21 protein-coding genes and 3 pseudogenes are annotated in these 25,625 nt (G+C 69.7%); 21 read left to right on the plus strand and 3 right to left on the minus strand.

Features of this window, described 5'->3' with window-relative positions:
- The first annotated feature begins 348 nt into the window (after positions 1–348).
- From FHR56_RS13200 to hslU, 9 genes and pseudogenes are all read left to right on the plus strand, one after another.
- Positions 349–2,439, plus strand: coding sequence for a S9 family peptidase (locus FHR56_RS13200; RefSeq protein WP_184502642.1), 2,091 nt, complete (start codon positions 349–351; stop codon positions 2,437–2,439).
- A 504-nt stretch (positions 2,440–2,943) separates the two neighbouring features.
- Positions 2,944–3,324 (plus strand): YbaN family protein, encoded by a 381-nt coding sequence (locus tag FHR56_RS13205; RefSeq protein ID WP_160945470.1) that lies wholly within the window; start codon positions 2,944–2,946, stop codon positions 3,322–3,324.
- Between the two features lie 61 nt (positions 3,325–3,385).
- Positions 3,386–3,637 (plus strand): lipoprotein, encoded by a 252-nt coding sequence (locus FHR56_RS13210; protein WP_160945469.1) that lies wholly within the window; start codon positions 3,386–3,388, stop codon positions 3,635–3,637.
- The gene (gene dapF / locus FHR56_RS13215) at positions 3,630–4,487 is read left to right on the plus strand and encodes a diaminopimelate epimerase (RefSeq protein ID WP_160945468.1); all 858 of its coding nucleotides are present in this window, start codon (positions 3,630–3,632) and stop codon (positions 4,485–4,487) included. Before FHR56_RS13210 ends, dapF begins: the two co-directional genes overlap by 8 nt.
- On the plus strand, positions 4,484–5,149 hold the full coding sequence (locus FHR56_RS13220) for a DUF484 family protein (RefSeq protein ID WP_152180725.1): 666 nt from the start codon (positions 4,484–4,486) through the stop codon (positions 5,147–5,149). Before dapF ends, FHR56_RS13220 begins: the two co-directional genes overlap by 4 nt.
- Before the next feature lie 146 nt (positions 5,150–5,295).
- Positions 5,296–6,156: pseudogene (xerC, locus tag FHR56_RS13225) on the plus strand (tyrosine recombinase XerC); the annotation flags it as partial.
- A 109-nt stretch (positions 6,157–6,265) separates the two neighbouring features.
- Positions 6,266–6,496 carry a DUF3079 domain-containing protein gene (locus FHR56_RS13230; RefSeq protein WP_160945467.1) on the plus strand — a complete coding sequence of 77 codons (231 nt, stop codon included), beginning with the start codon at positions 6,266–6,268 and terminating at the stop codon, positions 6,494–6,496.
- Between the two features lie 48 nt (positions 6,497–6,544).
- Positions 6,545–7,096: an ATP-dependent protease subunit HslV gene (gene hslV / locus FHR56_RS13235; RefSeq protein WP_010341232.1), complete on the plus strand. Its 552-nt coding sequence runs from the start codon at positions 6,545–6,547 to the stop codon at positions 7,094–7,096.
- Positions 7,097–7,195: 99 nt separating this feature from the next.
- Complete coding sequence (gene hslU, locus FHR56_RS13240; RefSeq protein ID WP_026144567.1) at positions 7,196–8,563, plus strand: ATP-dependent protease ATPase subunit HslU; 1,368 nt, start codon at positions 7,196–7,198, stop codon at positions 8,561–8,563.
- A gap of 379 nt (positions 8,564–8,942) precedes the next feature.
- Here hslU and FHR56_RS13245 read toward each other — a convergent pair whose 3' ends face one another.
- From FHR56_RS13245 to FHR56_RS13255, 3 genes are all read right to left on the minus strand, one after another.
- Positions 8,943–10,307 (minus strand): DUF2252 family protein, encoded by a 1,365-nt coding sequence (locus FHR56_RS13245; RefSeq protein WP_160945466.1) that lies wholly within the window; start codon positions 10,305–10,307, stop codon positions 8,943–8,945.
- 81 nt (positions 10,308–10,388) lie between these two features.
- Entirely contained in the window at positions 10,389–11,576 is a 1,188-nt protein-coding gene (locus tag FHR56_RS13250) for a heparan-alpha-glucosaminide N-acetyltransferase domain-containing protein (protein ID WP_160945465.1), read from the minus strand.
- Between the two features lie 242 nt (positions 11,577–11,818).
- Positions 11,819–12,274, minus strand: a complete 456-nt coding sequence (locus tag FHR56_RS13255) for a nucleoside deaminase (RefSeq protein ID WP_010341927.1) — start codon at positions 12,272–12,274, stop codon at positions 11,819–11,821.
- Between the two features lie 113 nt (positions 12,275–12,387).
- On the opposite strand from FHR56_RS13255, the gene ubiE reads away from it, so the two are divergent.
- The 12 genes and pseudogenes from ubiE to FHR56_RS13315 all read left to right on the plus strand — a co-directional run bounded on the left by ubiE (position 12,388) and on the right by FHR56_RS13315 (position 25,618).
- On the plus strand, positions 12,388–13,149 hold the full coding sequence (gene ubiE / locus FHR56_RS13260; RefSeq protein WP_160945464.1) for a bifunctional demethylmenaquinone methyltransferase/2-methoxy-6-polyprenyl-1,4-benzoquinol methylase UbiE: 762 nt from the start codon (positions 12,388–12,390) through the stop codon (positions 13,147–13,149).
- Between the two features lie 124 nt (positions 13,150–13,273).
- Positions 13,274–13,374, plus strand: a pseudogene (locus tag FHR56_RS13265) (bifunctional demethylmenaquinone methyltransferase/2-methoxy-6-polyprenyl-1,4-benzoquinol methylase); the annotation flags it as partial.
- A gap of 151 nt (positions 13,375–13,525) precedes the next feature.
- Positions 13,526–15,466: a M1 family metallopeptidase gene (locus FHR56_RS13270; protein ID WP_160945463.1), complete on the plus strand. Its 1,941-nt coding sequence runs from the start codon at positions 13,526–13,528 to the stop codon at positions 15,464–15,466.
- Between the two features lie 417 nt (positions 15,467–15,883).
- A complete protein-coding gene (locus FHR56_RS13275; protein WP_160945462.1) occupies positions 15,884–16,234 on the plus strand; it encodes a cupin domain-containing protein in 351 nt (116 codons plus the stop codon).
- A gap of 33 nt (positions 16,235–16,267) precedes the next feature.
- A complete protein-coding gene (locus FHR56_RS13280; RefSeq protein ID WP_160945461.1) occupies positions 16,268–17,251 on the plus strand; it encodes an alpha/beta fold hydrolase in 984 nt (327 codons plus the stop codon).
- A complete protein-coding gene (locus FHR56_RS13285) occupies positions 17,248–17,967 on the plus strand; it encodes a hypothetical protein (protein WP_160945460.1) in 720 nt (239 codons plus the stop codon). The genes FHR56_RS13280 and FHR56_RS13285 overlap by 4 nt, the downstream gene beginning before the upstream one ends.
- A gap of 5 nt (positions 17,968–17,972) precedes the next feature.
- A complete protein-coding gene (locus FHR56_RS13290) occupies positions 17,973–18,611 on the plus strand; it encodes an HAD family hydrolase (RefSeq protein ID WP_160945459.1) in 639 nt (212 codons plus the stop codon).
- A 408-nt stretch (positions 18,612–19,019) separates the two neighbouring features.
- Positions 19,020–21,032 carry a methanol/ethanol family PQQ-dependent dehydrogenase gene (locus FHR56_RS13295; RefSeq protein ID WP_160945458.1) on the plus strand — a complete coding sequence of 671 codons (2,013 nt, stop codon included), beginning with the start codon at positions 19,020–19,022 and terminating at the stop codon, positions 21,030–21,032.
- 80 nt (positions 21,033–21,112) lie between these two features.
- Positions 21,113–22,777: pseudogene (locus FHR56_RS13300) on the plus strand (quinoprotein dehydrogenase-associated putative ABC transporter substrate-binding protein); the annotation flags it as partial.
- Between the two features lie 77 nt (positions 22,778–22,854).
- Positions 22,855–23,439 carry a c-type cytochrome gene (locus FHR56_RS13305; protein WP_160945457.1) on the plus strand — a complete coding sequence of 195 codons (585 nt, stop codon included), beginning with the start codon at positions 22,855–22,857 and terminating at the stop codon, positions 23,437–23,439.
- The gene (locus FHR56_RS13310) at positions 23,436–24,455 is read left to right on the plus strand and encodes a beta-propeller fold lactonase family protein (RefSeq protein ID WP_160945456.1); all 1,020 of its coding nucleotides are present in this window, start codon (positions 23,436–23,438) and stop codon (positions 24,453–24,455) included. The genes FHR56_RS13305 and FHR56_RS13310 overlap by 4 nt, the downstream gene beginning before the upstream one ends.
- 53 nt (positions 24,456–24,508) lie before the next feature.
- On the plus strand, positions 24,509–25,618 hold the full coding sequence (locus FHR56_RS13315; RefSeq protein WP_160945455.1) for an S-(hydroxymethyl)glutathione dehydrogenase/class III alcohol dehydrogenase: 1,110 nt from the start codon (positions 24,509–24,511) through the stop codon (positions 25,616–25,618).
- Positions 25,619–25,625 lie beyond the last annotated feature (7 nt).

Consider the following 25,625-nt stretch of genomic DNA (forward strand, 5'->3'; position numbering starts at 1 on the left):
GCACCCAGGCGGAACGCTCGTGCAGCGCGGTGCATGCGCCGGTCGGTGTGTCAGGCGTCGCGTTCCCCGCGAACAAGCGGTCGCGGCATGCGCCACTGGCGCACGGGTCGGCATGCCGTAGCGCCATCGCGGCGCCGCGGGTCGCCGAGCGACCGAATTCCACGCCGTCCCGAACGCGCGGCCTCGGCACGCTTGCCACGGCGCGGCGTTGCAGGGAGACTCGGCCGGCACTGCGCGGCGCCCGCCCGCTGCCGCCGCCCGGCCGGGGCGGCGCGTCCCGTTGCGTTACCGCCGCCGGAGCCCCATTAGATGCCCCACCGCCCCTTGCTAGCGAGCCTTGTCCTGCTCATGACCGCCTCCTTCGCTTCCTCCGCCTCCGCCGCCGCGGCCACTCCGCCGCATCCGGCCAAGCAGCCGCACGCGGTCAAGGCGCCGTTCGGCGCCGTTCGCCAGGACGCCTACTACTGGCTGCGCGACGACACGCGCAAGAACCCGCAGATGTTGGCCTATCTCAACGCCGAGAACGCCTACGCCGACCAGGTGCTGAAGCCGCTCAAGCCGCTGGAAGACCGGCTGTACGAAGAAATCGTCGGCCGCATCAAGCAGGACGACAGCAGCGTGCCGTATCGCGAGCGCGGCTACTGGTATTACACCCGCTACGAGAGCGGCAAGGACTACCCGATCCAGGCACGCCGCAAGGGCAGCATGGAGGCGCCGGAAGAGATCCTGCTCGACGTCAACATCATGGCCGCCGGCAAGGGCTATTTCAGCGTCGGCGATGCGGCGGTCAGCCAGGACAACCGCATTCTGGCCTGGACCGAGGACGAGGTGGGCCGCCGCCAGTACGTGGTGCGCTTCAAGAACCTGGACACCGGCGAGGTCTACGCCGATCGCATTCCCGGCGTGTCGCCGGACGTGGTCTGGGCCGACGACAACAAGACCCTGTTCTACGTCGAGAACGACCCGGAGACGCTGCTGACGGTGCGGGTCAAGAAGCACGTGCTGGGCACCCCGGCGGCGCAGGACGTGCTGGTGTACGAGGAAAAGGACGACAGCTTCTACATGGGCGTGGGCCGCACCCGCGACGACAAGTACATCGTCATCGGCGTGGAAAGCACCGTGTCCTCCGAGCAGCGCTACGCGCCGGCCGCCGATCCGCAGCGCTTCACCGTGCTGGCGCCGCGCGAGCGCGACGTCGAGTACCACGCCGACCACTTCGACGGCCGCTGGGTGATCCGCACCAACTGGAAGGCCAAGAACTACGCGCTGATGACCGCGCCCGACGGCGCCACGGCGCGCAGCCAGTGGCAGAGCTGGTTGCCCTACGACGAGAAGGTGTTCATCGACGGCTTCGAACTGTTCGACGGCTTCACCGCCATCGCCGAGCGCTCCGACGGCCTGGAGCGGATCCGTCTGCACTTCGCCGACGGCAAGGAGGAGTACGTCAAGGCCGACGAGCCGGCGTATTCGATGGGCCTGTCGATCAACGCCGAGCCGGACACGCCGTGGCTACGCTACAGCTACACCTCGCTGACCACCCCGGCCACCACCTACGAACTCAACACCCGCACCGGCGAGCGCAAGCTGCTCAAGCAGCAGCCGGTGATCGGCTACGACGCCAGCAAGTACCAGACCGAACGCGTCTGGGTGACCGCGCGCGACGGGGTCAAGGTGCCGGTGTCGCTGGTCTACAAGAAGGGCTTCAAGAAGGACGGCAGCGCCGCGCTGTACCAGTACGCCTACGGCAGCTACGGCATGTCCACCGACCCGGCGTTCAACCTGCCGGTGGTCAGCCTGCTCGACCGCGGCGTGGTCTATGCCATCGCGCACATCCGCGGCGGCCAGGAAATGGGCCGCGACTGGTACGACCAGGGCAAGCTGCTGCACAAGAAGAACACCTTCACCGACTTCATCGACGTCACCCGCGGGCTGGTGCAACAGGGCTACGCCGCGCCTGACCGCGTGGCCGCGGCCGGCGGCAGTGCCGGCGGCCTGCTGATGGGCGCGGTGGCCAACATGGCGCCCAAGGACTACCGCGTGCTGGTGGCGCAGGTGCCGTTCGTGGACGTGGTCACCACCATGCTCGACCCGAGCATCCCGCTGACCACCAACGAGTACGACGAGTGGGGCAATCCCGAGCAGAAGGCGTACTACGACTACATGCTCAGCTACTCCCCCTACGACAACGTCACCCGCCAGGCCTACCCGGCGATGTACGTCGGCACCGGCCTGTGGGACTCGCAGGTGCAGTACTGGGAGCCGGCCAAGTGGGTGGCCAAGCTGCGCGAGAACGACACCGGCAGCCAGCCGATCGTGTTCCGCGTCAACATGGAAGCCGGCCACGGCGGCAAGTCCGGCCGCTTCCGTCGTTACCGCGAAATGGCCGAGTCCTACGCCTTCATGCTGGACCAGCTGGGCGTGGAGCAGCCGGCCAAGTGAGCGTGGCGCGCGTCGGCTGACCTGCGGGGCAGCCGATGTGCCGATCCTTTGGGCGCGGTGCCGGGTTAGCCTGCGCTGAGGTCTGAAGGGACGTTGGCGTCGTTCGTCGCCATGACGGAACTCCCAAGGAGCGGCCTGGCGCACTCGGAAGAGCGGCATCAGCTGACCGATCGCCTTCCTCTTTTGCGGTCTGGCAGGAAGCGCCGTCGCCGCGTAGGAGCGGCTTCAGCCGCGACGGGCATTCCCGGTAACGCGGGTCGCGGCTGAAGCCGCTCCTACGAAGGGCGGATCGCGTGTGTCTCGCGCGAGGGCCGGCCGTGGTGCTGATGGTCTGGTCACTCCCTGTGGGAGGGACTTCAGTCCCGACTGCAATGAGTCGGACACGCCAATGGCTGCGCTCGTCGCGGCTGAAGCGGCTCCCACAGCCGCTGCCGCACGGCCACCGCGGTCGCCTCGGCAGGCGGTCGATGCCTGCCCACGCCGGCGCGGGCTTATCATGGCCCGATGCGTCCGAACTCCCGTTTCCGCTGGGCCTGGTGGCTGCTGGCCTATGCCAGCCTGGCGACCGGCATCGTCGGCATCTTCGTGCCGGGCTTGCCGACCACGGTGTTCGTGCTGATCGCCGCCTATGCCGCTGCGCGCGGTTCGCCGCGGCTGCGCCGGCGCCTGCTGCGCGATCCGCGTTTCGGCCGCAGCATCCGCGACTGGGAACGGCATGGCGCAGTCAGCCGCCGCGGCAAGTGGATGGCGACGCTGACCATGGCCGCGTGCGCGCTGGTGCTGCTGCTGTTCGTGCACCGGCCTTGGGTGCAGACGCTGGCGATCGGCTGCATGAGCGTGGTGGCGCTGTGGTTGTGGTGGCGGCCGGAACCGCCGCGCGAATGAGCGCGGCGCGGCCTGCGACCGCGGCACGGCCGGTTCATGCCGGTGTGGCTATACTCGGCGCATGAGCACATCGTCTTCTTCTTCGATCCGTCTCGTCCTCCCCGCCGTTGCGCTGCTGGCCCTGGCCGGCTGCGGCAACAAGGGGCCGCTGGTGATGCCGCAGAAGCCGGTGCCGGTGGAAGCCGCGCCCGCCACGCCCGCGCCCGACGCGACGCCGCCGGCGACCACCGATCCTGCCGGGCAGGCGCAACCGGTGGACGGGCAGCGCCCGCCGTCCAACGACACCACCATGCCCACCAATGGGAATGAGTGAGGCCCGCCGCGACGCGCGCCTGCGTTTCAGCAAGATGCAGGGCGCGGGCAACGATTTCGTGGTGCTCGACCTGCGCGACGGCACCCCGCCGCCGGACGCCGCACTGGCCATGCGTCTGGCCGACCGCCACTTCGGCGTCGGCTGCGACCAGATCCTGACCATCGAAGCCCCGCACGCCGCCGACGCGGTGGCCAGCTACCGCATCTGGAACACCGACGGCAGTGCCGCCGGGCAGTGCGGCAACGGCGCGCGCTGTATCGCCGCCTGGCTGGTGCGCGACGGCAGCGCGCCGGCCGCGGACGATTTCGTCATCGAAAGCCCTGCCGGCAGTCACCACATCACCCGCGGCGCCGACGGCGCGTTCGCGGTGGCGATGGGCGTGCCGCGCTTCGCGCCGGAGGACGTGCCGCTGGTCGGCTTCCCGCGCGCGCGCGAGGAGTACGTGCTGCCGCTGCAGGGCGGCAGCGTGCGCTTCGGCGCGGTGTCGATGGGCAACCCGCACGCGGTGCTGGAAGTGGGCCTGGTCGATGCGGCGCCGGTGGACCGCCTGGGCCCGTTGCTGCAGCAGCACGCCTCGTTCCCGGATTCGGTGAACGTCGGCTTCGTGCAGGTGATCGACCGCGGCCACCTGCGTCTGCGCGTGTACGAGCGCGGGGTCGGCGAGACCCTGGCCTGCGGCAGCGGCGCCTGCGCGGCGGCCGCAGTGATGATGCAGCGCGGCCGGGTGGAGCGCGACGTGCGCGTCAGTCTGCCCGGCGGCGAGCTGCGCGTGCAGTGGCCGGACGACACCGCACCGGTGGTGATGTCCGGGCCGGCGACCTTCGTCTTCGATGGAGAGTGGATCCGATGAGCGACAGCCAGGACAAGCTCGGTGCGCACGAGGTGGCCGCGTGGCTGCGGCGCCATCCCGGCTTCCTCAAGCAGTTTCCCGATCTGGCGCTGACCCTGGTGGTGCCGCGCGACGACGGCCCCACCGCGTCGCTGGCCAGCTACCAGCTGGAAGTGCTGCGCGACAAGAACCGCGAACTGTCGCGGCGGCTGGCCGATCTGGCCGCCAACGCGCAGGTCAACGAACGGCTGGCGGTGCGCACCCACCAGTTGACCCTGGCGCTGATGCGCCAGCGCAGCGCCGCCGACAGCGTGCGCGCCATGGCCGCCTCGCTGCAGGAGGATTTCCAGGGCGACCTGGTCAGCATCGTGCTGCTGCAGCCCTTGCCCGGCCTGGAGCAGGCGCCGTGGCTGCAGGTGCTGGCGGCGGACGATCCGCGGCTGGCGCCGTTCCGCGATTGCCTGAAGGACGGCGAGCCGATCTGCGGCCGCCTGCAACCGGAAAAGCAGGCGCTGCTGTACGGCGAGCGCGTGGACGAGGTGCAATCCACCGCGCTGCTGCCGCTGCCCGGCCTGGGCCTGATCGCGGTCGGCAGCCGCGACCCGAACCGTTTCTATCCCGGCATGGGCACCTTGTTCCTGCGCATGATGGGCGAGGCGCTGGCGGTGGCGTTGCAGCGATGAGTGGGGCCGGGACTCGGGATCCGGGACCCGGGACTCGGGGAAAAGCCACGACCGGGACCGCCGTCCATGAGGCGGGGAAGGAGACTGCAGGCGCTGCGCACGCTGCCGCTTCTCCCGGGTCCCGGGTCCCGGGTCCCGAGTCCCGGTTCCTCGCCTACCTGCAGGTCGAGCGGCGCATGTCCGCGCATACCCTGGACGCGTATCGGCGCGACCTGGCGGCGCTGGCGGCGTGGGCGGCAGCCAATCTGCTGGGCGAGCCGGCCGCGCTCGATGCCGCGCAACTGCGCAACTTCATTGCCGCCGAGCACCGCCGCGGGCTGTCGCCCAAGAGCCTGCAACGGCGTCTGTCGGCGTGCCGCAGCTTCTACGCCTGGCTGCTCAAGCACGGTCACATTGCCACCAGCCCGGCCGCGGCATTGCGCGCGCCGAAGGCGCCGCGCAAGCTGCCGCAGGTGCTCGACGCGGACGAGGCGGTGCGCCTGGTCGAAGTGCCGACCGATGCGCCGCTGGGCCTGCGCGACCGCGCGCTGCTGGAGCTGTTCTATTCCTCGGGCCTGCGCCTGAGCGAGCTGTGCGCGCTGCGCTGGCGCGATCTGGATTTCGTCGCCGGCATGGTCAGTGTGCTGGGCAAGGGCAACAAGCAGCGGCTGGTGCCCGTCGGTTCGCATGCGCGAAAGGCCTTGCTGGAATGGCGCGAGGAAAGCCGGGGCGAAGCCGCCGCGCCGGTGTTCCCTGGGCGCGGCGGGGCGCCGATCGGCGCGCGCGCGGTGCAGATCCGGATCAAGCAACTGGCCGGGCGCCAGGGCCTGTTCAAGCACGTGCACCCGCACATGCTGCGGCACAGTTTCGCCAGCCACATCCTGGAATCCTCCGGCGATTTGCGCGGCGTGCAGGAACTGCTCGGCCATGCCGACATCGCCACCACGCAGATCTACACCCACCTGGATTTCCAGCACCTGGCCAAGGTCTACGACGCGGCGCACCCGCGGGCCAAGCGCAAGTCCTGAGCGCCGCATCGCGGACGCACGGTTGCTAGCGCACCCGCGCTTGTTCTGGATCAAGGCGAGTCGGCAAAGGCGGGACGACACTGCCCTCCCACGTTGCGAGGGCTCACCGATGGCCAAACCCTTTCCGCTGGCGCCGCGCCATCCCGAACGGTTGTGCTGGGGCTGCGACCGCTATTGCGCCGCGCATGATCTGGCCTGCGGGAACGGCGCCGGACGCACCCTGCACCCGATCGAGACCGAGGGCAAGGATTGGCATCTTGCCTGGGGCATCTCTGCCGATCCGGCCCGGCCGGCGCACGCCCGGCTTGGCGACCACCGGTCTGCGACCGACGACGCTTGAACCGCGCGTCGCCAGCCCCCACACCTGAGTCATCGCTCCGGAGGCCGCATGGATCCCAGTCAGAACCCCAATGTTTTCCACGCCACCACGATCCTGTCGGTGCGCCGCGATGGCCGCGTCGCCGTAGCCGGCGACGGCCAGGTGACCCTGGGCCACACCGTGATGAAGGGCAATGCGCGCAAGGTGCGCCGGCTCGGCCGCGAGGGCCAGGTGCTGGCGGGGTTCGCCGGCGCCGCCGCCGATGCGTTCACCCTGTTCGAGCTGTTCGAGGCCAAGCTGGAGAAGCACGGCCAGCTGACCCGCGCCGCCGTGGAACTGGCCAAGGATTGGCGTACCGAACGCCGCCTCGGCAAGCTCGAGGCACTGCTGGCGGTGGCCGACAAGGAGACCTCGCTGATCATCAGCGGCACCGGCGATGTGATCGAGCCGGAGGACGGCATCATCGCCATCGGCTCCGGCGGCTCCTACGCCCTGTCGGCGGCGCGTGCATTGCTCGGCCACACCACGCTGGACGCGCGCACCATCGCCGTCGAAGCGCTGAACATCGCCGGCGACATCTGCATCTACACCAATCGCAATGTGGTGGTCGAAGAGCTGTGATTCGGGAGTCGGGATCGGGGATTCGCAAAAGCGCTCCTCTCCCTGCACCGGACCTGCATCGATCGTTCCTCCTCCGCTCTTACGAATCCCGAATCCCCAATGCCAAATCCCGATACCTCCACCATGACCCCGCGTGAGATCGTGCAGGAGCTGGACCGTCACATCGTCGGCCAGCACGAGGCCAAGCGCGCGGTGGCGATCGCGCTGCGCAACCGCTGGCGGCGCATGCAGTTGCCCGACGCCTTGCGCAACGAGGTGATGCCGAAGAACATCCTGATGATCGGCCCCACCGGCGTCGGCAAGACCGAGATCGCGCGGCGCCTGGCGACGCTGGCCAATGCGCCCTTCGTCAAGGTCGAGGCGACCCGCTTCACCGAGGTCGGCTATGTCGGCAAGGACGTGGAGCAGATCGTGCGCGATCTGGCCGACACTGCGGTCAAGCTGTACCGCGAGCAGGCCAAGACCCGCGTGCGCACCCAGGCCGAAGAGCGTGCCGAGGACCGTATCCTCGATGCGCTGCTGCCGCGGCGCAGCGCCGGCATCGGTTTCGATCCGGAAGCCGCGCGCAACGAGCCGTCGGCGCAGGACAGCGACACCCGCAGCAAGTTCCGGCGCATGCTGCGCGCCGGCGAACTGGACGAGCGCGAGATCGAGCTGGACGTGGCGGTCAACGTCAGCATGGACATCATGACCCCGCCGGGCATGGAGGAAATGGGCCAGCAGTTGCGGCAGATGTTCTCCAACCTGGGCGGCGGCAAGTCGCAGTCGCGCAAGCTGACCATCAAGGCGGCGCGGCCGCTGCTGATCGAGGAAGAGGCCGGCAAGCTGGTCAACGAGGACGACGTGCGCGCCGCGGCGATCGAGGCCTGCGAACAGCACGGCATCGTGTTCATCGACGAGATCGACAAGGTGGCCAAGCGCAGCGAGGCCGGCGCCACCGGCGGCGACGTCTCCCGCGAGGGCGTGCAGCGCGATCTGCTGCCGCTGGTGGAAGGCTCCAACGTCAGCACCAAGTACGGCACGGTCAAGACCGACCACATCCTGTTCATCGCCTCCGGCGCGTTCCACCTGGCCAAGCCCAGCGACCTGATCCCTGAACTGCAGGGCCGCTTCCCGATCCGGGTGGAGCTGTCGGCGCTGTCGAAGGACGACTTCATCCGCATCCTCACCGAGCCGAAGGCGGCGCTGACCAAGCAGTACGAAGCGCTGTTGCTGACCGAGGGCGTGAGCCTGCGCTTCACCGACGACGCCATCGCGCGCCTGGCGGAGATCGCGTTCCTGGTCAACGAGCGCCAGGAGAACATTGGTGCGCGGCGCCTGCACACCGTGCTCGAGCGCCTGCTCGACACGCTGAGCTACGAGGCCCCGGACCGCGACGGGCAGAGCGTCACCGTCGACGCGGCCTACGTCGATGCGCACCTGGGCGAGCTGGTGCAGGATCCGGACCTGAGCCGTTACATCCTGTAAGGTCCGGCGCGATCCACAGCGGCAGGCGCGTTGCCCGCGCCTGCCGCTGTGCACCTGAAAACGTATGTCGTGCCTGCGTCGCGCGCGTCGTAGGAGCGGCTTCAGCCGCGACCGGGTCTCCCGGTAACGCCCCGTCGCGGCTGAGCCGCTCCTACAAGAGTTACGTGCCGCAGCCATTGCGCTTGCGGGCCCGCCTAGTCGATGCATGGATACGCGCGCCGAAGATGGTATTGCTGTCGTAGGAGCGGCTTCAGCCGCGACCAGGCCTTCCCGGTGACGCCTCGTCGCGGCTGAAGCCGCTCCTACAACAGGCGGCTCCGCCGTGGGCACGCCGCAAAAACCGCACAGCGTGCGTCACCCGCCCGCACCCGGCGCGAACTCAATACAGCGGCGTGCCCGCCTTGTACGCGGCCACGAACGACTGCCAGTCCAGTTGCACCTGCGCGGCGTAGTCGAACGCGAACTGGCGCAGTTCCGATTTCAGGCCGCTCTTGCTGGTGACCGCCTGGTCGATCTGCTTGTCGATGCTGTAGGGCACCACGTTCGGGTCGTAGTCCTGGTCGGACAGCGCGTGCGCCGAGGCCAGGGCCTGGCCCAGGTAGGTCGCGGCGGTGGCGAGCTTGCCGGCGCTGTCCAGCGTGGTCGGGTCCAGGTCCTGCTGGAACGGCGACTTCTCATGCACGTAGAACGGGGTGCCGTTGATGCTGGCGTAGCCGACCAGCACGTCGGCGTCGATGGTCTGCGCCTTGGCGGTGCGCGCGACCCGCGCGCCCTCGTTGTTGTCGTAGCTGGAGGCCGGCATCTGCGACGGCGCCGCCACCGCCACCACGCTGGCCGCTTCCTGCTTCCATTCCAGGATCACGTCGTCGCTGGTCGACGCACTCGGGCCTTCGATCAGCACGTACAGGCGCAGCCGGCCGAGGCTGCCGGTGCCAGAGCCCAGCTTCTGGTGCACGTCCTTGATGGTGTAGTAGCTGGACGCATAGCGCTTGGACGCAGCGATCGAGCCGAGGTAGCCGTTCATCGCCGCGGCCACCGCCGAGGCGGTGTTGGCGTCCACCGCGACCAGGTTGTCCAGGTCCTGGAACTGACGCTTGCCGCCGTTGACCACGGTGTACTTGGACAGCAGGCTGCTGCGACTCTTGCCGTCGGCGCTGTCGATGATCTTGGCTACCGCACCGCTGGTGTTGCGCTTGCTCAGCTGGAAGCTCGCTTCGGCGTCGCTGCCGCGGAAATCGGCGATCTTGTCCAGGTAGGCGCCGACCATGGTGTCGATGGCGTCGCCGATGTCGCTGTCGGACAGGCCGTTGTCGCGGCCGGCCAGGACCATGCTCGCGGCCAGCCGGCGCAGGTCCCACACGTACTGGCCGAGGTGGCCCTCGTCGAAGTCGGCGACCTTGAACACCGCCTTGCCGCTGCTGTCGCGCGCCGCATCGAAGTTGCCGAGGTGGGTGTCGCCGCCGAGCCAGGTGTAGCCGGTCTGCGGCGAGGTCCACAGCGAGCCCGGCAGGGTTTTCATGTCCTGGTAGAAGATGTGGTCGGTGCCGCGGTAGAAGGCGTAGGCGCTCGTGGCCATGGTCGCCATCTTGGTGTCCAGCTCGGTCTGCTGCGCGGCGTAGGGATGGTTGTAGTCGTGGATCTGCTGCACCACCCAGGCGTCGCGCTTGCTCGCCGCCGTCGCGCATCCGGCGCATGCGGCAAGGGTCAGACCGATCAGCAGCAACGGCGGCAGGCGGGTGGACATCGCAGGTCTCCAGGCGCGGACGAAGGAAGCGGCAGTCGAGCACGCCGGCATTGCACGCAGATGAACCACCCCGGCCCGTCGCTAGAAGTAGCGCAGCCAGGCCAGGTCGCGGCGCCGCGCCTTCAGCCGCGCGAACGCGGCGGTGGGCCAGTACAGGGCCAGGCCCAGCAAGGCGGCGATCGCCCACAAGGCGGCCACGCTGTCCACGCCGAACAGATCGCCCTGGTTGGCGCCCCACAGCGCCACCGCGGCCAGGTAGGCGAGCTTCAATACGTACAGGTGCAGCAGGTAAAAAAACATCGGCGCCGCGCCGATCGCCGCCAGCGGCGCCAGCGCGCGGGCCACGGTGGGGTGTTCGTACAGGCGCAGCAACAGCAGGCCCACGCCCAGGGTCAGCAGCAGGAACTGCAGCGACGGTGGGTACTTGGTGACGTTGAAGAAGCTCATCGCGGTATGCGCGAGGTCGTCCTGCACCTGCCACGGCGCATCGCCGTAACCGTTGTGCCAGCGCAGCAAGTGGAACCCGGCCAGTGCGCCGAGTCCGCAGGCCAGCAGGCGCTGCTGGCGTTGCGTCGGATCGGTGGCGGCGCCGTACCAGGGGCCGGCGGCGTAGCCGAGCGCGATCACCCCGATCCACGGCAGCACCGGATAGGAGGTGCGCAGGCGCAGGTCACCCAGCTCCAGCCAGCGCCGGTCGTGCAGCACCGCCCAGACGGCGGCCAGCGGGCCGTCGCCCTGGACCTGCACCTCGTCCAGCAGGTGGTGACCGGCGACCAGCGCCGCGCCCAGCAGCGCCAGCGCCGGTCGCGGCAGCCACAGCAGCGCGGCCAGCGCGAGCATGCTCAGGCCGATCGCCCAGATCACCTGCAGGTACAGCGCCTGCGGCGGAAAGGCGCCGCTCCAGGCCAGGTTGACCAGGGTCAGCTCCAGCACGATCAGGAACAGGCCGCGCTTGAGCAGGAAGCTGGCGGCCGCCGCGCGGCCGTCGGCCTGCCGCGCCGCGTACAGCCAGGCCGACAGGCCGGTCAGGAACACGAAGACCGGCGCGCACAGGTGCGCCAGGGTGCGCGCGACGAACAGCGCCGGCGCCGTGCCCTCCACCTCCATCGGGTCGCCGACCGGGTGATGCAGGTAGAAGGTCTCGCGCACGTGGTCGAGCAGCATCAGCAGCATCACCGTGCCGCGCAGCAGATCGATCGAGGCCAGCCGCGCGGCGGGCGTTGCGGGGACGGCGAGGGAGGTAGGTGAGGCGAGGGCAACAGACGGCATGCAGTGCGATCGGTATTGATTTTGAAACAATATAACACTCGAGTGGCAAGGCCACTCCCAGACGGCTGGCGCGGGGGCTCAGGCCATGGCGGCGCAGGGTTGCCGGCGCTGCGGCGGCAAGGTTCGGCGGGGCAAGTCGGCGCGCCGGATTGGCGTCGGTCGGCGTTGCCCGGTTTGGGCTGGTTGGTGCGGCGGCTGGCGACTTGCCTGGTGTGCCGAGCCCGACGCCCGCGGCGGGCCGCTCAGTCCTCGCCGATATCCTCGTTCCACACGTCCGGGTGGGCGGCGATGAAGCCGCCGAGCAGGTCGATGCACTCCTGGCTGTGCAGGTCGATGACCTCCACGCCGCTCTCGCGCAGCCAGTCGATGCCGCCCTGGAAGGTCACCGATTCGCCGACCACCACCGTGCCGATGTTGAACTGCCGCACCAGGCCGCTGCAGTACCAGCACGGCGCCAGAGTGGTGACCATGATGGTGTCCTTGTAGCGGCGCTGGCGTCCGGCCTTGCGGAAGGCGTCGGTCTCGCCGTGCACGGACGGGTCGCCCTCCTGCACGCGGCGGTTGTGGCCGCAGCCGAGCAGGCGGCCGTCGCGGTGGTACAGGGCGGCGCCGATCGGGATGCCGCCCTCGGCCAGGCCCTGGCGGGCTTCGGCGATGGCGGTGTCGAGCAGGGCGCGGTAGTCGGGCGTGGTCAGCATGGAATGGCCTGGGGAACGGGAGTCTGCCGGCAGTCTGGCCCAGGCGGCCGGCGGCTGTCATCCCGTGCGGCGCTTCACCGGCACGCAGCGGCCGGCAGTGCGATAATCCCGGCATGAGCGAATCTCCCTACAAGACCGGTACCACCCATTTCGGCTTCCGCGACGTCGCCGCCAAGGACAAGCAGAAGCTGGTCGGCGAGGTCTTCACCTCGGTCGCCGGCAACTACGACCTGATGAACGACCTGATGAGCATGGGCATCCATCGGGTCTGGAAGCGCTATTTCGTCGCCACCGCGCAGGTCAAGCCGGGCGACCGCGTGCTCGACCTGGCCGGCGGCACCGGCGACATCGCCGCGCTGCTGAAGGACCGGGTCGGCGCCGACGGCGAGATCGTGCTGGGCGACATCAACGCCGGCATGCTCTCGGTGGGCCGCGACCGCCTCACCAATCGCGGCCTGGTCGCGGGCCTGGACTACGTGCAATGCAATGCCGAGGCGCTGCCGTTCCCGGACCAGAGCTTCGACCTGGTGACCATCGCCTTCGGCCTGCGCAACGTCACCGACAAGGACGCGGCGCTGCGCGAGATGTACCGCGTGCTCAAGGTCGGCGGCCAGGCGCGGGTGCTGGAGTTCTCCGAAGTCACCGCCGACTGGTTCAAGCCGCTGTACGACTTCCATTCGTTCAAGGTGCTGCCGCGCCTGGGCAAGCTGTTCGCCAAGGACGCCGACAGCTACCAGTACCTGGCCGAGAGCATCCGCAAGCATCCGCCGCAGGACGCGCTGAAGGGCATGATGGAAGAGGCGGGCTTCGCTCGCAGCCACTACAAGAACCTCACCGGCGGCATCGTGGCGATCCACTCGGGCTACAAGATTTAGAGCCGGGATTGGGGAATCGGGATTGGGGAATCGCAAGAGCGGGCGATCGGTTGCTGACCGATCGCGGTGCTGTGCCGTCCTTGTGGGGGGACTTCAGTCCCGACGCGCGGTCCGGCGGCGCCGGCGCAAGCATCCGCCGCAGGACGCGAAGGCAAGGATGGAGCAGCCGGCTTCGCCCGCAGCCACTACAAGAACCTTGCCGGCGGCATCGTGGCGATCCACTCGGCGACAAGATCTGAGTGGAGGCGGGATTGGGGACTGAAGATTCGGGATTCGTCAGCACGCGCCGCACTGCCGTTGCGAATCCCCACTCCCAAATCCCGAATCCCAGGCCTTCCGGTAAACTTCCGGTTTCCCCGAACCGGTGCTGTCTGCCATGCGTTCCCCGTTCCTGTTGTTGTCCCTGGCCGCGATGGTCGCGTCCGGGTGTTCCCGTGAAGCGCCTGCGCCCGATGCGGCCGCATCTGCCGCCAAGCCGGCGCCCGCCGCGGCCAAGCCGGCCGACCGCAGCCACGACGAGACGTCCTACGCCGAGCCGTCCAAGGTCGTGATCAAGGACCTGGCGCTGGATCTGAAGCTGGATTTCGACAGCAAGCAGATCGGCGGCACCGCCACCTACACGCTGGACTGGAAGGACAAGAGCGCCAAGCAACTCGTGCTGGACACGCGCGACCTGACCATCGAGAAGGTGCAGGCCGACGACGGCAAGGGCCAGCAGGCGCCGCTGCAGTACGCGCTGGCGCCGGCCGACAAGATCTACGGCAGCAAGCTGACCATCGAGGCGCCGACGCAGCCGCAGACGATCAGCATCACCTACCACACCGCGCCGACCGCCTCGGGCCTGCAGTGGCTGGAGCCGTCGATGACCGAGGGCAAGCAACTGCCCTTCATGTTCAGCCAGTCGCAGGCGATCCACGCGCGTTCGTGGGTGCCGTTGCAGGACACGCCGAGCGTGCGCTTCACCTACAGCGCGCACGTGGTCTCGCGTCCGGACGTGATGGTGCTGATGAGCGCCGACAACGATCCCAAGGCGGTGCGCAACGGCGACTATCGCTTCAAGATGCCGCAGCCGATCCCGTCCTACCTGCTGGCGATCGCCGCCGGCGACCTAGTGTTCAAGCCGATCTCGGCGCGCTCGGGCGTGTGGGCCGAGCCGGCGATGGTCGACAAGGCGGCCAAGGAGTTCGAGGACACCGAGAAGATGATCGTGGCCGCCGAGACGCTGTACGGTCCGTACCGCTGGGGCCGCTACGACATGCTGGTGCTGCCGCCGTCGTTCCCGTTCGGCGGCATGGAGAATCCGCGCCTGACCTTCGCCACCCCGACGGTGATCGTCGGCGACAAGTCGCTGGTGTCGCTGATCGCGCACGAGCTGGCGCATAGCTGGTCCGGCAACCTGGTGACCAACGCCAGCTGGAAGGACATCTGGCTCAACGAAGGCTTCACCACCTACGTGCAGGCGCGCATCACCGAGGCGCTGTACGGCCCGGAAGCGGCGGAGATGGAGCGCGAGATCGACCAGACCGACCTGCTCGCCGAACTGAAGGGCATGAGCCCGGCCGACCAGGCGCTGGCGCTGCCGGCGCTGACCGAGCGCGATCCGGACGAGGCGCTGAGCCAGGTCGCCTACGTCAAGGGCGCGTGGTTCCTGCAGTTCCTGGAGCAGCGCTTCGGTCGCGACATCTTCGATCCGTTCCTGCGTGGCTGGTTCGACGACCACGCGTTCCAGAGCGCCAACACCGACCAGTTCGTCGAGTACCTCAAGACCCATCTGCTGGCCAAGAAGCCCGACGCGGTGACCGCGCAGGAACTGCATGCGTGGCTGGACGAACCGGGCATCCCGGCGTTCGCGCAGAAGGCGCGCTCGCGCAACTTCGCCATGGTCGACACCGCGCGCATCGCCTGGACCGGCAGCGGCACGCTGCCGGGCAAGCAGGTGACCGATGCGTGGAGCACCCAGGAGTGGACGCGCTTCCTCAGCGGCCTGGGCGAGAAGTTGACCCCGGCGCAGCTCAAGCAGCTCGACGACGCCTATCACTTCACCGGCACCGCCAACGGCGAGATCGCCATGCGCTGGTATCCGCTGGCGATCCGCAGCGGCTATGTGGACGCGCGCCCGGCCGCCGGCGAGTTCATCGCCCGCGTCGGCCGCCGCAAGCTGATCCTGCCGATCTACGCCGAACTGGTGAAGACCCCGGACGGGCTGGCCTTCGCCGAGGAAGTGTTCGCCAAGGCCAAGCCCGGCTACCACCCGATCACCACGGTGTCGGTGCAGGAGATGCTGGACAAGGCCAAGGCGGGCAGCACCGCGCACTGACGCGCGGCGTCCGCGGCAGACCGCGCACACGGCGCCGGGAGCGATCCCGGCGCCGTGTGCGTTTGTGCGACAGGCAGGTTGCGATGATCGCGCCGTGCTGGAGCGAGACGATCGTGGCGACGGATTGGGCGAGCGCGCGTTGCGCCATGTCATCGTGCGCGGCGTCGCATGCGCTTCCTCAGGAGGTGCGCATGTCCACCACGGCGTTAACGAATTCCACACGCGCCGCCGCTGCTGGGCAGTGACCCGCTGCCACGCATTCGCGATATCCTCGGCAGTCCCGATGGTTCCCGGTCCATGCGTGCATGACATCGTCCGCCACCGCCGCCCCGGTCTCCGCTGCAAGCGCCATCGCCCCGGCAGGCGACGGCCGGAGCCGATGCAAGCGGACCCACCTGCGCCAGGCGAGGCGGTGAGATGAGCGACGCCCGCGTCCTGTCCGGTTCCCTGCTGGCCGCGCTGCCCGATGCGCGTGGCGGCGAAGTCTTCACCGAATTGCTCCGGCGCTCCGGTTGCCGTGTGGAGCGCATCGTCTCGCACGGACAGACCACGCCGCAGGACACGCCCTACCAGCAGGCGCACGACGAATGGGTGCTGCTGCTGCGCGGCAGCGCGCGGGTGGTGCTATGCGAGCGCGAGGTGACGCTGGCGCCGGGCGACCATCTGTTCATCCCCGCCGACACGCCGCATTGGGTCACCTTCACCGATCCCGACCAGCCGACCGTGTGGCTGGCCCTCCATCTCGGCGAAGCCGACGTGGTGGTGTGAGCGCATGACCCGGATCCGCCCCCTGGTGTCGCCGTGCTGGTGCTGACCATGGCCTGGCTGCTGCTGGCAGGGGTGCTGCTGGTGGTGGCGGCGCTGATCGGCATGGTGCTGGTGCTGCGCGATCCGTTCCTGCTGGTGCGTTTGGAAAGCCTGCGCCAGCGGCGCGGCAGCGGACTGCAGCGCCGCCAGGCGCACGTCGCCGGGCATGCCTGGACCTATCTGGTGCGCGCCGCGGCCGATCCCGCTGCGCCGACCCTGCTGCTGGTGCACGGCTTCACCGGCAGCAAGGAGAACTGGCTGCCGCTGGCGCGCGCGCTGGGCACCCGCTATCACCTGGTGATCCCGGACCTGCCCGGCTGGGCCGAGAGCCAGCGCATCGCCGGGCAGGATTACGGCTTCGTTGCGCAGGCCGAGCGCGTGGCCGCGTTCGCGCGGCAGTGCGCGCGCCGTGCGGGCAGCGACTGCGTGCTGCTCGGGCATTCGATGGGCGGCGGCATCGCCGCGCTGGCCGCGGCGCGGCATCCGGCGGTATTCGACCGGGTCGGTCTGTTCAACGCCGCCGGCGTCCGCTTCGCCGACAACGCCTTCGGCCAGGCGGTGCTGGATGGGCACAATCCGTTCGCGGTGCACGATGCCGCATCGTTGCAGCGCTACATCGACACCGTGTTCCTGCTCGATCGCGCCAAGCCGCGCATCCCGCGCTGGGCGGTGCCGGCGGTGGTGGCCTGGCGCCGCCGCGAGGCGGCGTTCGAACAGCAGGTGCTGGCGCGCATCGGCCGCGGCGAGGAGGCGTTCCTGCCGTTCGAGGAGGCCGCGCACATCCGCCAGCCGGCGCTGCTGCTCAATTGCGTGCAGGATGCGGTGATCGACGCCAGCGCGCTGGCGCTGTACGCGCAACGCCTGCCGCAGGCGATCCAGGTGCTGCTGGACGGCAGCGGCCACATGTCCATCGTCGAGAAGCCCGCCGAGGTCGCGCAGGCCATCGACACCCTGATCCAACGAGGAACCCCACGATGAAACGCATCCTGCTCGGCGCGCTGTGCGCCGTCGCCCTGGCCGCTTGCGGCGATCACGAGGCCGAGCGCAAGGCGCAGGCGGCCGCCGAAGCGCAGGCCAAGGCGCAGGCCGCCGACGACCTGGCCAAGCAGTACGACGCCGCGGTGAAGTCGGGCAACTGGGACCTGGCGCGGATCCACGGCGCGGCGCTGCTGCAGCAGTATCCCGGGTCGGACGCGGCCGAACGCATCCAGCCCGGCTACGCCGAGGTCAAGGCCAAGGGCGAGGCGGCGCGCGAGCTGCGGCGCATGCAGGCGGCCTGGCAGTACTCGCAGGTGCCGGCCGGCAAGGGCGTGCAGCGCTCGGCGATGCTGTACAGCCGCGACAAGGTCGACGTGGACGGCAGCGGCCCCAAGCCGGTGCAACTGGTGTTCCGCGACCATCCGGAATGGAAGCGCAGCGCCTACCTGGTGCTGCAGTCCGGCGATTTCCGCTGCGCCGGCGGCTGCAAGGTGGAACTGAAGGCCGACGACGCGCCGCCGCGCGCGGCCGCGGCCTGGCGGCCCAAGACCGACGAGGCCATCGCCATGTTCATCAGCGACGACAAGGCGCTGTGGAAGCTGGCGCGCAAGACCACGGTGCTGCAGATCACCTTCCCGGTGAAGGCCGGCGGCACCCGCACCGCGGTCTTCGAGACCGGCGGCCTGGACGGCGCGCAGATGCCGGGCTGGGATTGAGCACGATGCACGCTGCGATACCGCCATCGGCCGAGGCGCTGCGCCAGGTGCGCCACTGGGTGTTCGACATGGACGGCACCCTGACCCGCGCCGTACACGATTTCGCATTGATCCGCCGCGAACTGCAGATCCCGCCGCAGGCCGACATCCTGCAGCACCTGGCGGCGCTGCCGGAGGCGCAGCGCGCCAGCAAGCACGCCTGGCTGCTGGAGCACGAGCGCGTCCTTGCCCAGGAGGCCACCGCGGCCAATGGCGCGCCGGCGCTGCTGCGCACCCTGCACGCCGCCGATTGCCGGCTGGCGGTGCTCACCCGCAATGCGCGCGAACTGGCGCAGTTGACGCTGGAAGAGATCGAGGTCGACGACCTGTTCGAGGAGGTGACCATCCTCGGCCGCGACGAGGCGCCGCCCAAGCCGCATCCCGGCGGCCTGCTGCAGTTGGCCGAGCACTGGGGCGTGGCACCGCAGGCGCTGGCGATGGTCGGCGACCACGCCTACGACCTGCAGTGCGGGCGCCATGCCGGCGCCACCACCGTGCTGCTGCATCCGGACAATCCCTGGCCGGCGCTGGCCGACCTGCACTTCGCCGATTGCGCCGCGCTGCTGGCGTGGTGGCAGGACCACGCCGGGCCGCAGCCGCACTGACCGTTGCTCCGCGGCGGCTGCGCGCCGTCGCGCGTTCACCCGATTCCGCCGTCCCACGCGGCGGCGGGCGTGCCGCGTGCGCGCTGCCACCGCGCGTTGCGCCGTGCGCATCCGCGTGGGACGGCAGCGTGCGCGCCGATGGCACAGGCGGTGCCACGCGCGCGTGCCGGCACTGCGCCAATCGCGATGCAAGGGCATGGCACAAAGTGTCACGTTCTCGAGACGCCTTCGATCGCGATGCGTGCAGCGCTGGGACAACCACCGACGTTGTGATCCGTCCGTCAGGGGATGTTGCATCGCAGCGGCGCGATGGCATGGACGTTGCTCGTAGATACCCACGCTTCAGGTTCCGTGGCACACGCCCACCAGGTGCAGCTGTCGCGGCTCTTCAACGAGGGGAGTAGAACGATGCACAGTCATCCACGTCGTACCCAGGCTTGTACATTGCTCGCACTGGCCACTGCGTTGGCGCTTGCGGGCTGCAAGAAGCAGGAAGAGGCCGCGGCGCCGGCCGCGCCGGCCGCCGCGCAGCAACCGCCGGCCGCCGCGCCGGCCGCGGTCGCCGATACCGACAGTGAGTTCGCCAGCAATGCCGCCAACCCCGACAACTGGGGCGGCGTCGGCCGCGATTTCGGCCTGACCCGGCACAGCCCGCTGGCCGAGATCAACCGCGACAACGTCAAGAATCTGAAGATGTCGTGGGAGATGAAGACCGACGCCACCCGCGGCCACGAAGGCCAGCCGCTGGTGGTGGGCAGCACCATGTACATGGTCAGCGCCTATCCGAACAACGTGTTCGCGATCGACCTGTCGCAGGAAGACAACGGCAAGGTGCTGTGGAAGTACACCCCGCAGCAGGACGAGCGCGCGGTGGCGGTGGCCTGCTGCGACACGGTCAACCGTGGCGCCTCCTACGCCGACGGCAAGGTGGTGTTCGGCAGCCTCAGCGGCGACGTGATCGCGCTCGATGCCAAGACCGGCAAGGAAGTGTGGAAGCAGAAGCTCGCCTATCCGGAGAAGGGCGAGACCATCACCATGGCCCCGATCATCGCCGACGGCAAGGTCGTGGCCGGCATCAGCGGCAACGAGTTCGGCGTGCGCGGCCGCGTCGCCGCGTATGCGCTGGCCGACGGCAAGCAGGCCTGGTCCTGCGAAGCCACCGGCACCGACAAGGACATCTGCCTCGGCCCGGACTTCAACAAGGCCAATCCGCAGCACGGCCAGCTCGGCGACCTCGGCCAGAAGACCTATCCAGACGAAGGCTGGAAGCGCGGCGGCGGCGCGGCCTGGGGCTGGTACAGCTACGACCCCAAACTCAAGCTGGTCTACTACGGCACCGGCAATCCCGGCCTGTGGAGCCCGTCGTACCGCTGCGGCAAGACCACGCAGAAGGAGTGCGATAGCGGCGAGTACGACAACAAGTGGTCGATGACCCTGTTCGCGCGCAAGATCGACACCGGCGAAGCGGTGTGGGGCTACCAGAAGACCCCGTTCGACCAGTGGGACTACGACGGCATCAACGAGCCGATCCTGGTGGACCTGACCATCGACGGCAAGCAGGTGCCCTCGGTGGTGCAGTTCGATCGCAACGGCTTCGCCTATGTGCTCGACCGTCGCGACGGGACCCTGCTGCGCGCCAACAAGTTCGTGCCGGCCAACTGGGCCGAGCGCATCGACATGAAGACCGGGCGCCCGGTCAAGGTCGCGGCGCATTCGCCGCTGGAGCGCGGCCGCAAGGTCGAGGCGTTCCCCTCGGCGATGGGCGGCAAGGACCAGCAGCCGTGCTCGGTGGATCCGGCCAATGCGGCGGTGTTCTTCTGCGGCACCAACAACTGGCACATGGAGCTGGACCCGCAGGAGCGCGGCAACACCATGATGGGCCTGCCCTACGTGTTCGCCAACGTGATGATGAAGCCGAACGAGCCCGGCGCGCTGGGCATCGTCAAGGCGTTCGACGTGGTCGAAGGCAAATCCAGGTGGGAGATCAAGGAGAAGTTCCCGGTGTGGAGCGGCACCCTGGTCACCGACGGCGGACTGGTGTTCTACGGCACGCTGGACGGCTGGTTCCGCGCCGTGGACAAGGACACCGGCAAGAAGCTGTGGGAGACCAAGTTGCCCTCGGGCATCATCGGCAACCCGATCGCCTACAAGGCCAACGGCCACCAGTACGTGGCGGTGTTCTCGGGCATCGGCGGCTGGATCGGCCTGCCGGTCGCCGCCGGCCTGGATCCGGGCGATCCGTACGGCGCGCTGGGGGCCGCGGGCCTGGCCTTCAGCAACGGCTTCGACAAGATCCCGTTGGGCGGCATGGTGCACACCTTCCGCATCGACGGCGCCGGCAAGACCGTCACCCCCACCACGACCGCCACCGCGGCCGCGGGTGGCGGCAGCGCGGCGGTCGCCGCCAAGACGGTGCGATGAGCCGGCGGCGCCGCGTCCAGGAGGCGAGCGGGGGCCGCATGGCGCCCGGCTCGTGGCGCCTGCCTGCGGGCGCGCGCGCCGTGTTGCTGTTGTGCAGCCTCGGACTCGTCGCCGCAGGCTGCACGCGCGAGCCGTCGTCCGCGGCGGCTCGCGCTTCTGCTGCCCCAGCCGCCACCGCGGCGCCGGCCTCGGCCGCGCCCGCTGCCACGCTGCCGGCCGATGCGCCGGTGCTGCGGGTCTGCGCCGATCCCGGCAACATGCCGTTGTCCGATCGCGCAGGCGAGGGGTTCCAGAACAAGATCGCGCAGGTGGTGGCCGCGGAGATGGGCCGGCGCCTGGAGTACGCGTGGCGCAGCTACTACCAGCGCGGCCTGGCGCGCAGCACGATCAACGCCGGGCGTTGCGACGTGCTGATGGACATGAACAGCGATTTCGAGATGGGCCTGCCCACGCGCCCGCTGTATCGCTCCACCTATGTGCTGGTCACCCGCAAGGGCCTGGAGCTGCGGCCGGCTTCGCTCGACGATCCGGCGTTGAAAAAACTCAAGGTCGGCGTGTTCCAGAGTTCGCCGGCGCGGCAGGCGCTGTTCGACCATGGCGTGCAGGGCGAGGTGCAGTACCTGTTCTACGACTCGGCCAGTGCGCCGCAGGAGCATCCCGGCAAGCTCGCCGAGCAGGTCGCCGCCGGCAAGCTCGATGCCGCCGAATCCTGGGGGCCGGTGGCCGGCTATTACGCCGCGCGCGGCGGCCTCGGCGTGGTGCCGTTGAACGTCATCGACAACGAGGTGCTGGAGTATTCGATGGCGTGGGCAGTGTCGCGCAAGAACGCGGCACTGCGCGATGCGCTGAACGCGGCGATGCAGCGCAGCGCCGGCAAGATCGACGCGATCCTGCGCGATTACCACGTGCCGCTGGTGACCTGCGCCGATTGCATCGTCGCCGGCGACCTGCGCTCGCACGGCCCCTATCCGGTGCCTGCTGACCAAGACGACACCCCCAGTGCGCAGGCGTCATCTGACATGCTGGCGCAATTGCAGCTGCGCATCGCCGGTGGCGCCGATCCCGACGAGGAACTGGCGCATGCGCTCGACGCCGGCGATGGCGTGCGCGTGGCCTGGCTGCTGCGTCACGGCGCCAGCGCCGACCAGCCCAACCGGCTCGGCGAGCCGCCGCTGCAGCAGGCGATCCGCAACCAGGCGCCGCTGCTGGTCGGCGAACTGCTGGCCGCCGGTGCCCAGGTCGAACGCCGCGACAGCAATGGCTGGACGCCGCTGATGAAGGCGGCGTGGTCCAACGACGGCAAGAGCGTCGCGCAGTTGCTGGCGCATCACGCCAAGGTCGAGGCCGTGTCCACCGACGGCTGGACGCCGCTGGACCTGGCGATCTCCTACGCCGATGCCGACGTGGTGCAGGCGTTGCTCGACGCCGGCGCCAGCGTGCGCCGCGCCAATCCGGCCGGCTTCACCCCGGTGATGTTCGCGGTGGCGCGCAACGATCCGACGATCCTCGACCTGCTGCTCAAGCGCGGCGCCGAGGCCGACCGTGCGAACCGCGCCGGCGTCACCCCGTTGATGCTCGCCGCCGCGGCCGGGCGCGAGGACAGCGCCCGGCGCCTGCTCGCCGCCGGTGCCAGCGCCGATGCGCGCGACGCCGACGGCAAGACCCCGGCAGCGCTGGCCCAGCAACGCGGCAATGCCGAACTCGCCCACCTGTTGACGGAGGCCCAGCACCGCCGCACGCAATGACCGCTTCCTGCCGTCCCGCACACGCCGTTCGCGCGGCCTGTTCTTCCCATCGTGCACTCCGCAAAGGTGTTGTCCCCATGCGTCCTGCCTCCATCCGTCGTCGCACCGTCTCCCTGCTGTTTCCCGTGTTCCTGTTCGCTTCGCTCCTGTTGTTGGCCGCCTGCGGCAAGCAGGAGACGCCACCAGCCCCGGCGGCCACCCCCGCACCGGCCGCCCCTGCCGCGGCGCCCGCGTCTGCGCCTGCCTCCGTCCCGACGGCGGCCGCGCCCGCCGCTGCCGCCGCACCGGCACCGGCACCGGCTGCGGCGGTGACGCCGATTCCGAAGGGACCGCCGGTCAAGGTCACCCCGGAACTGGTCGCCGAGGGCAAGGCGATCTTCAACTCCGCCGGCTGCACCGCCTGCCACGGCGGCACCGGTGGCGGCGGCATGTGCCCGCCGCTGACCAACGACATCTGGGTGTACGGCAACGACGACGACACCTTGCGTACCCTGATCATCGAAGGCACCGCCGGCATGGCCGCGCACGGCAAGACCCGGATCGGCCACGAGAAGGTGGTGGGGCAGATGCCGCCATTCGGGCCGGTGCTCAAGCCGGACGATACCGAGAAGCTGCTGGCCTTCATCCACTCCATCAACAAGACCGCGGGCGCCACGCAATGAGGAACGGGTTGCGCTTGTCCGCCGTGGTCGCGCTGTCGCTGTTCGCCGCGGCCTGCCAGCGCACGCCTGCGCCGGCGGCCGGCACCGATGCCGCGGCGGCCGCACCGGCGCCTGCGGCCAGCGCGGCGGCGCTGGCCTACGTACCGAACCAGCGCAGCGGCACCATTTCGGTGATCGACACCGGCAGCGACCGCGTGGTGCGCACGCTGTCGGCGCAGGGCCAGCTCGGCAAGCGCCTGCAGCAGGTGGTGCCGGGGCCGGCCGGGCATCTGTACGTCATCGACGCGCAGGGCCATCGCCTGCTGGAGCTGGATACCGTGCAGGACCGCGTGCTGCGCAGCGTCGACATCGGCGAGAACGCCGAAGGCGTCGCGGTGGCGCCGGATGGTCGCCAACTCGCGGTATGCGTGGAAGGCCAGAACCAGGTGATGCTGATCGACCCGGCCAGCTTCGCGATCGGCGCGCACATCGCCACCCGCGGGCAGGCGCCGGAACACTGCGTCTACACCCCGGACGGCGCGTTGTTGCTGACCAGCAACGAAGGCTCCAACGACCTGGACGTGATCGACGTGCAGGCCGGCACGTCCACCGGCGTCATCGCCACCAGCGGGCATCCGCGCGGCATGGCGTTCGCGCCCGACGGCAAGACGGTCTACGTGGCGCAGGAGTCGGCCAACGTGGTCGACGTGATCGATCTGGCGGCGCGCAAGCGCGTGGCCAGCATTCCAGCCGGGCAGCGCACCGCCGGCATCGCCATCGCCCGCGACGGCAGCCGCGTGTACGCGTCCAACGGCGCCGGCACGGTCAGCGTGATCGACACCGCCGCGCGGCGCACGCTGGCCGAGATCCCGGTCGGGCAGCGGCCGTGGAATCCGGCGCTGAGCGCGGACGGCAAGGCGCTGTACGTGGCCAACGGCCGGTCCAACAGCGTCAGCGTCATCGACACGGCGGCGATGAAGGAGATCAAGCAGATCGGGGTGGGCGAGACGCCATGGGGTGTGGTCGTGGCGCAATGAGGTGAGGCCAGCGACGCCAGCGGGCGCCGCGACGGGGAGGCGGGAGAGCCAGAATGAAGACGCGAGCCGCGGTCGCTTGGGCGGCGAACCAGCCGCTGGCCATCGAGGAGGTGGATCTGCAGCCGCCCAAGGCCGGCGAAGTGCTGGTGCGGATGGTCGCCAGCGGCATCTGCCACAGCGACGAGATCGCCCTGTCCGGCGCCGATGCCGAGGCGGCGTTCCCGGTGATCCTGGGCCAGGAAGGCGCCGGCGTGGTCGAGGAGGTCGGCATCGGCGTGACCAGCGTGCGCCCGGGCGATCACGTGATCCCGCTGTACATGCCCGAGTGCGGCGTGTGCAAGTACTGCCGTTCCAACCGCACCAACCTGTGCCAGGCGATCCGCAGCAGCCAGGACCGCGGGCTGATGCCCGACGGCAGCAGCCGCTTCTCGCTGCACGGGCGCCCGCTGCTGCACTACATGGGCACCAGCACCTTCGCCGAATACACGGTGCTGCCGGAGATCGCGGTGGCCAGGATCCATCCGTCGGCACCGCTGGACAAGGCCTGCCTGCTCGGCTGCACGGTCACCACCGGCATCGGCGCGGTGCTCAACACCGCGCGGGTGCGACCGGGCGAGAACGTGGCGGTGTTCGGGCTGGGCGGCATCGGCCTGTCGGTGGTGCAGGGCGCGGTGATGGCGCGCGCCGAACGCATCATCGTGGTCGACATCAACCGCGACAAGTTCCCGCTGGCGCGCGCGCTGGGCGCCACCGACTGCCTGGACCCGAAGGATTTCGGCGCGCCGGTGCAGCAGGTCATCGTCGACCTCACCGATGGCGGCGCCGACCACAGCTTCGCCTGCGTCGGCGACGTGCGCGCGATGCGCGCGGCGCTGGAGTGCTGCCACAAGGGCTGGGGCGAAAGCATCATCGTCGGCGTGGCGCCGAGCGCGCAGGAGATCAGCACCCGGCCGCTGCAACTGGTCACCGGGCGCGCCTGGCGCGGCAGCGCGTTCGGCGGGGTCAAGGGGCGCAGCGAATTGCCGGCCTATGCCGAGCGCTACCTGGCCGGCGAGATCCGCATCGACGAACTCATCAGCGAAACCCTGCCGCTGTACCACATCAATCGCGGTTTCGAGACGCTGCGCGCAGGCCGCGGCATCAAATCGATCGTCCTCTACTGAGCCTCAA

The organism is Xanthomonas sp. F10 (genome assembly GCF_014206815.1).
In the GTDB taxonomy this organism is placed as follows: Bacteria; Pseudomonadota; Gammaproteobacteria; order Xanthomonadales; family Xanthomonadaceae; genus Xanthomonas_A; species Xanthomonas_A indica.

What these genes read in the sequence shown, in the direction of transcription:
- FHR56_RS13270 (WP_160945463.1), top strand. Translation starts at nt 13,526, where the DNA reads ATGCGTTCCCCGTTCCTGTTGTTGTCCCTGGCCGCGATGGTCGCGTCC.
- ubiE (WP_160945464.1), top strand. Translation starts at nt 12,388, where the DNA reads ATGAGCGAATCTCCCTACAAGACCGGTACCACCCATTTCGGCTTCCGC.
- FHR56_RS13285 (WP_160945460.1), top strand. Translation starts at nt 17,248, where the DNA reads ATGAAACGCATCCTGCTCGGCGCGCTGTGCGCCGTCGCCCTGGCCGCT.
- hslV (WP_010341232.1), top strand. Translation starts at nt 6,545, where the DNA reads ATGGATCCCAGTCAGAACCCCAATGTTTTCCACGCCACCACGATCCTG.
- FHR56_RS13275 (WP_160945462.1), top strand. Translation starts at nt 15,884, where the DNA reads ATGAGCGACGCCCGCGTCCTGTCCGGTTCCCTGCTGGCCGCGCTGCCC.
- FHR56_RS13310 (WP_160945456.1), top strand. Translation starts at nt 23,436, where the DNA reads ATGAGGAACGGGTTGCGCTTGTCCGCCGTGGTCGCGCTGTCGCTGTTC.
- FHR56_RS13200 (WP_184502642.1), top strand. Translation starts at nt 349, where the DNA reads ATGACCGCCTCCTTCGCTTCCTCCGCCTCCGCCGCCGCGGCCACTCCG.
- FHR56_RS13220 (WP_152180725.1), top strand. Translation starts at nt 4,484, where the DNA reads ATGAGCGACAGCCAGGACAAGCTCGGTGCGCACGAGGTGGCCGCGTGG.
- FHR56_RS13245 (WP_160945466.1), bottom strand. Translation starts at nt 10,307, where the DNA reads ATGTCCACCCGCCTGCCGCCGTTGCTGCTGATCGGTCTGACCCTTGCC.
- FHR56_RS13210 (WP_160945469.1), top strand. Translation starts at nt 3,386, where the DNA reads ATGAGCACATCGTCTTCTTCTTCGATCCGTCTCGTCCTCCCCGCCGTT.
- FHR56_RS13290 (WP_160945459.1), top strand. Translation starts at nt 17,973, where the DNA reads ATGCACGCTGCGATACCGCCATCGGCCGAGGCGCTGCGCCAGGTGCGC.
- dapF (WP_160945468.1), top strand. Translation starts at nt 3,630, where the DNA reads ATGAGTGAGGCCCGCCGCGACGCGCGCCTGCGTTTCAGCAAGATGCAG.
- FHR56_RS13315 (WP_160945455.1), top strand. Translation starts at nt 24,509, where the DNA reads ATGAAGACGCGAGCCGCGGTCGCTTGGGCGGCGAACCAGCCGCTGGCC.
- FHR56_RS13255 (WP_010341927.1), bottom strand. Translation starts at nt 12,274, where the DNA reads ATGCTGACCACGCCCGACTACCGCGCCCTGCTCGACACCGCCATCGCC.
- hslU (WP_026144567.1), top strand. Translation starts at nt 7,196, where the DNA reads ATGCCAAATCCCGATACCTCCACCATGACCCCGCGTGAGATCGTGCAG.
- FHR56_RS13205 (WP_160945470.1), top strand. Translation starts at nt 2,944, where the DNA reads ATGCGTCCGAACTCCCGTTTCCGCTGGGCCTGGTGGCTGCTGGCCTAT.
- FHR56_RS13305 (WP_160945457.1), top strand. Translation starts at nt 22,855, where the DNA reads ATGCGTCCTGCCTCCATCCGTCGTCGCACCGTCTCCCTGCTGTTTCCC.
- FHR56_RS13295 (WP_160945458.1), top strand. Translation starts at nt 19,020, where the DNA reads ATGCACAGTCATCCACGTCGTACCCAGGCTTGTACATTGCTCGCACTG.
- FHR56_RS13230 (WP_160945467.1), top strand. Translation starts at nt 6,266, where the DNA reads ATGGCCAAACCCTTTCCGCTGGCGCCGCGCCATCCCGAACGGTTGTGC.
- FHR56_RS13250 (WP_160945465.1), bottom strand. Translation starts at nt 11,576, where the DNA reads ATGCCGTCTGTTGCCCTCGCCTCACCTACCTCCCTCGCCGTCCCCGCA.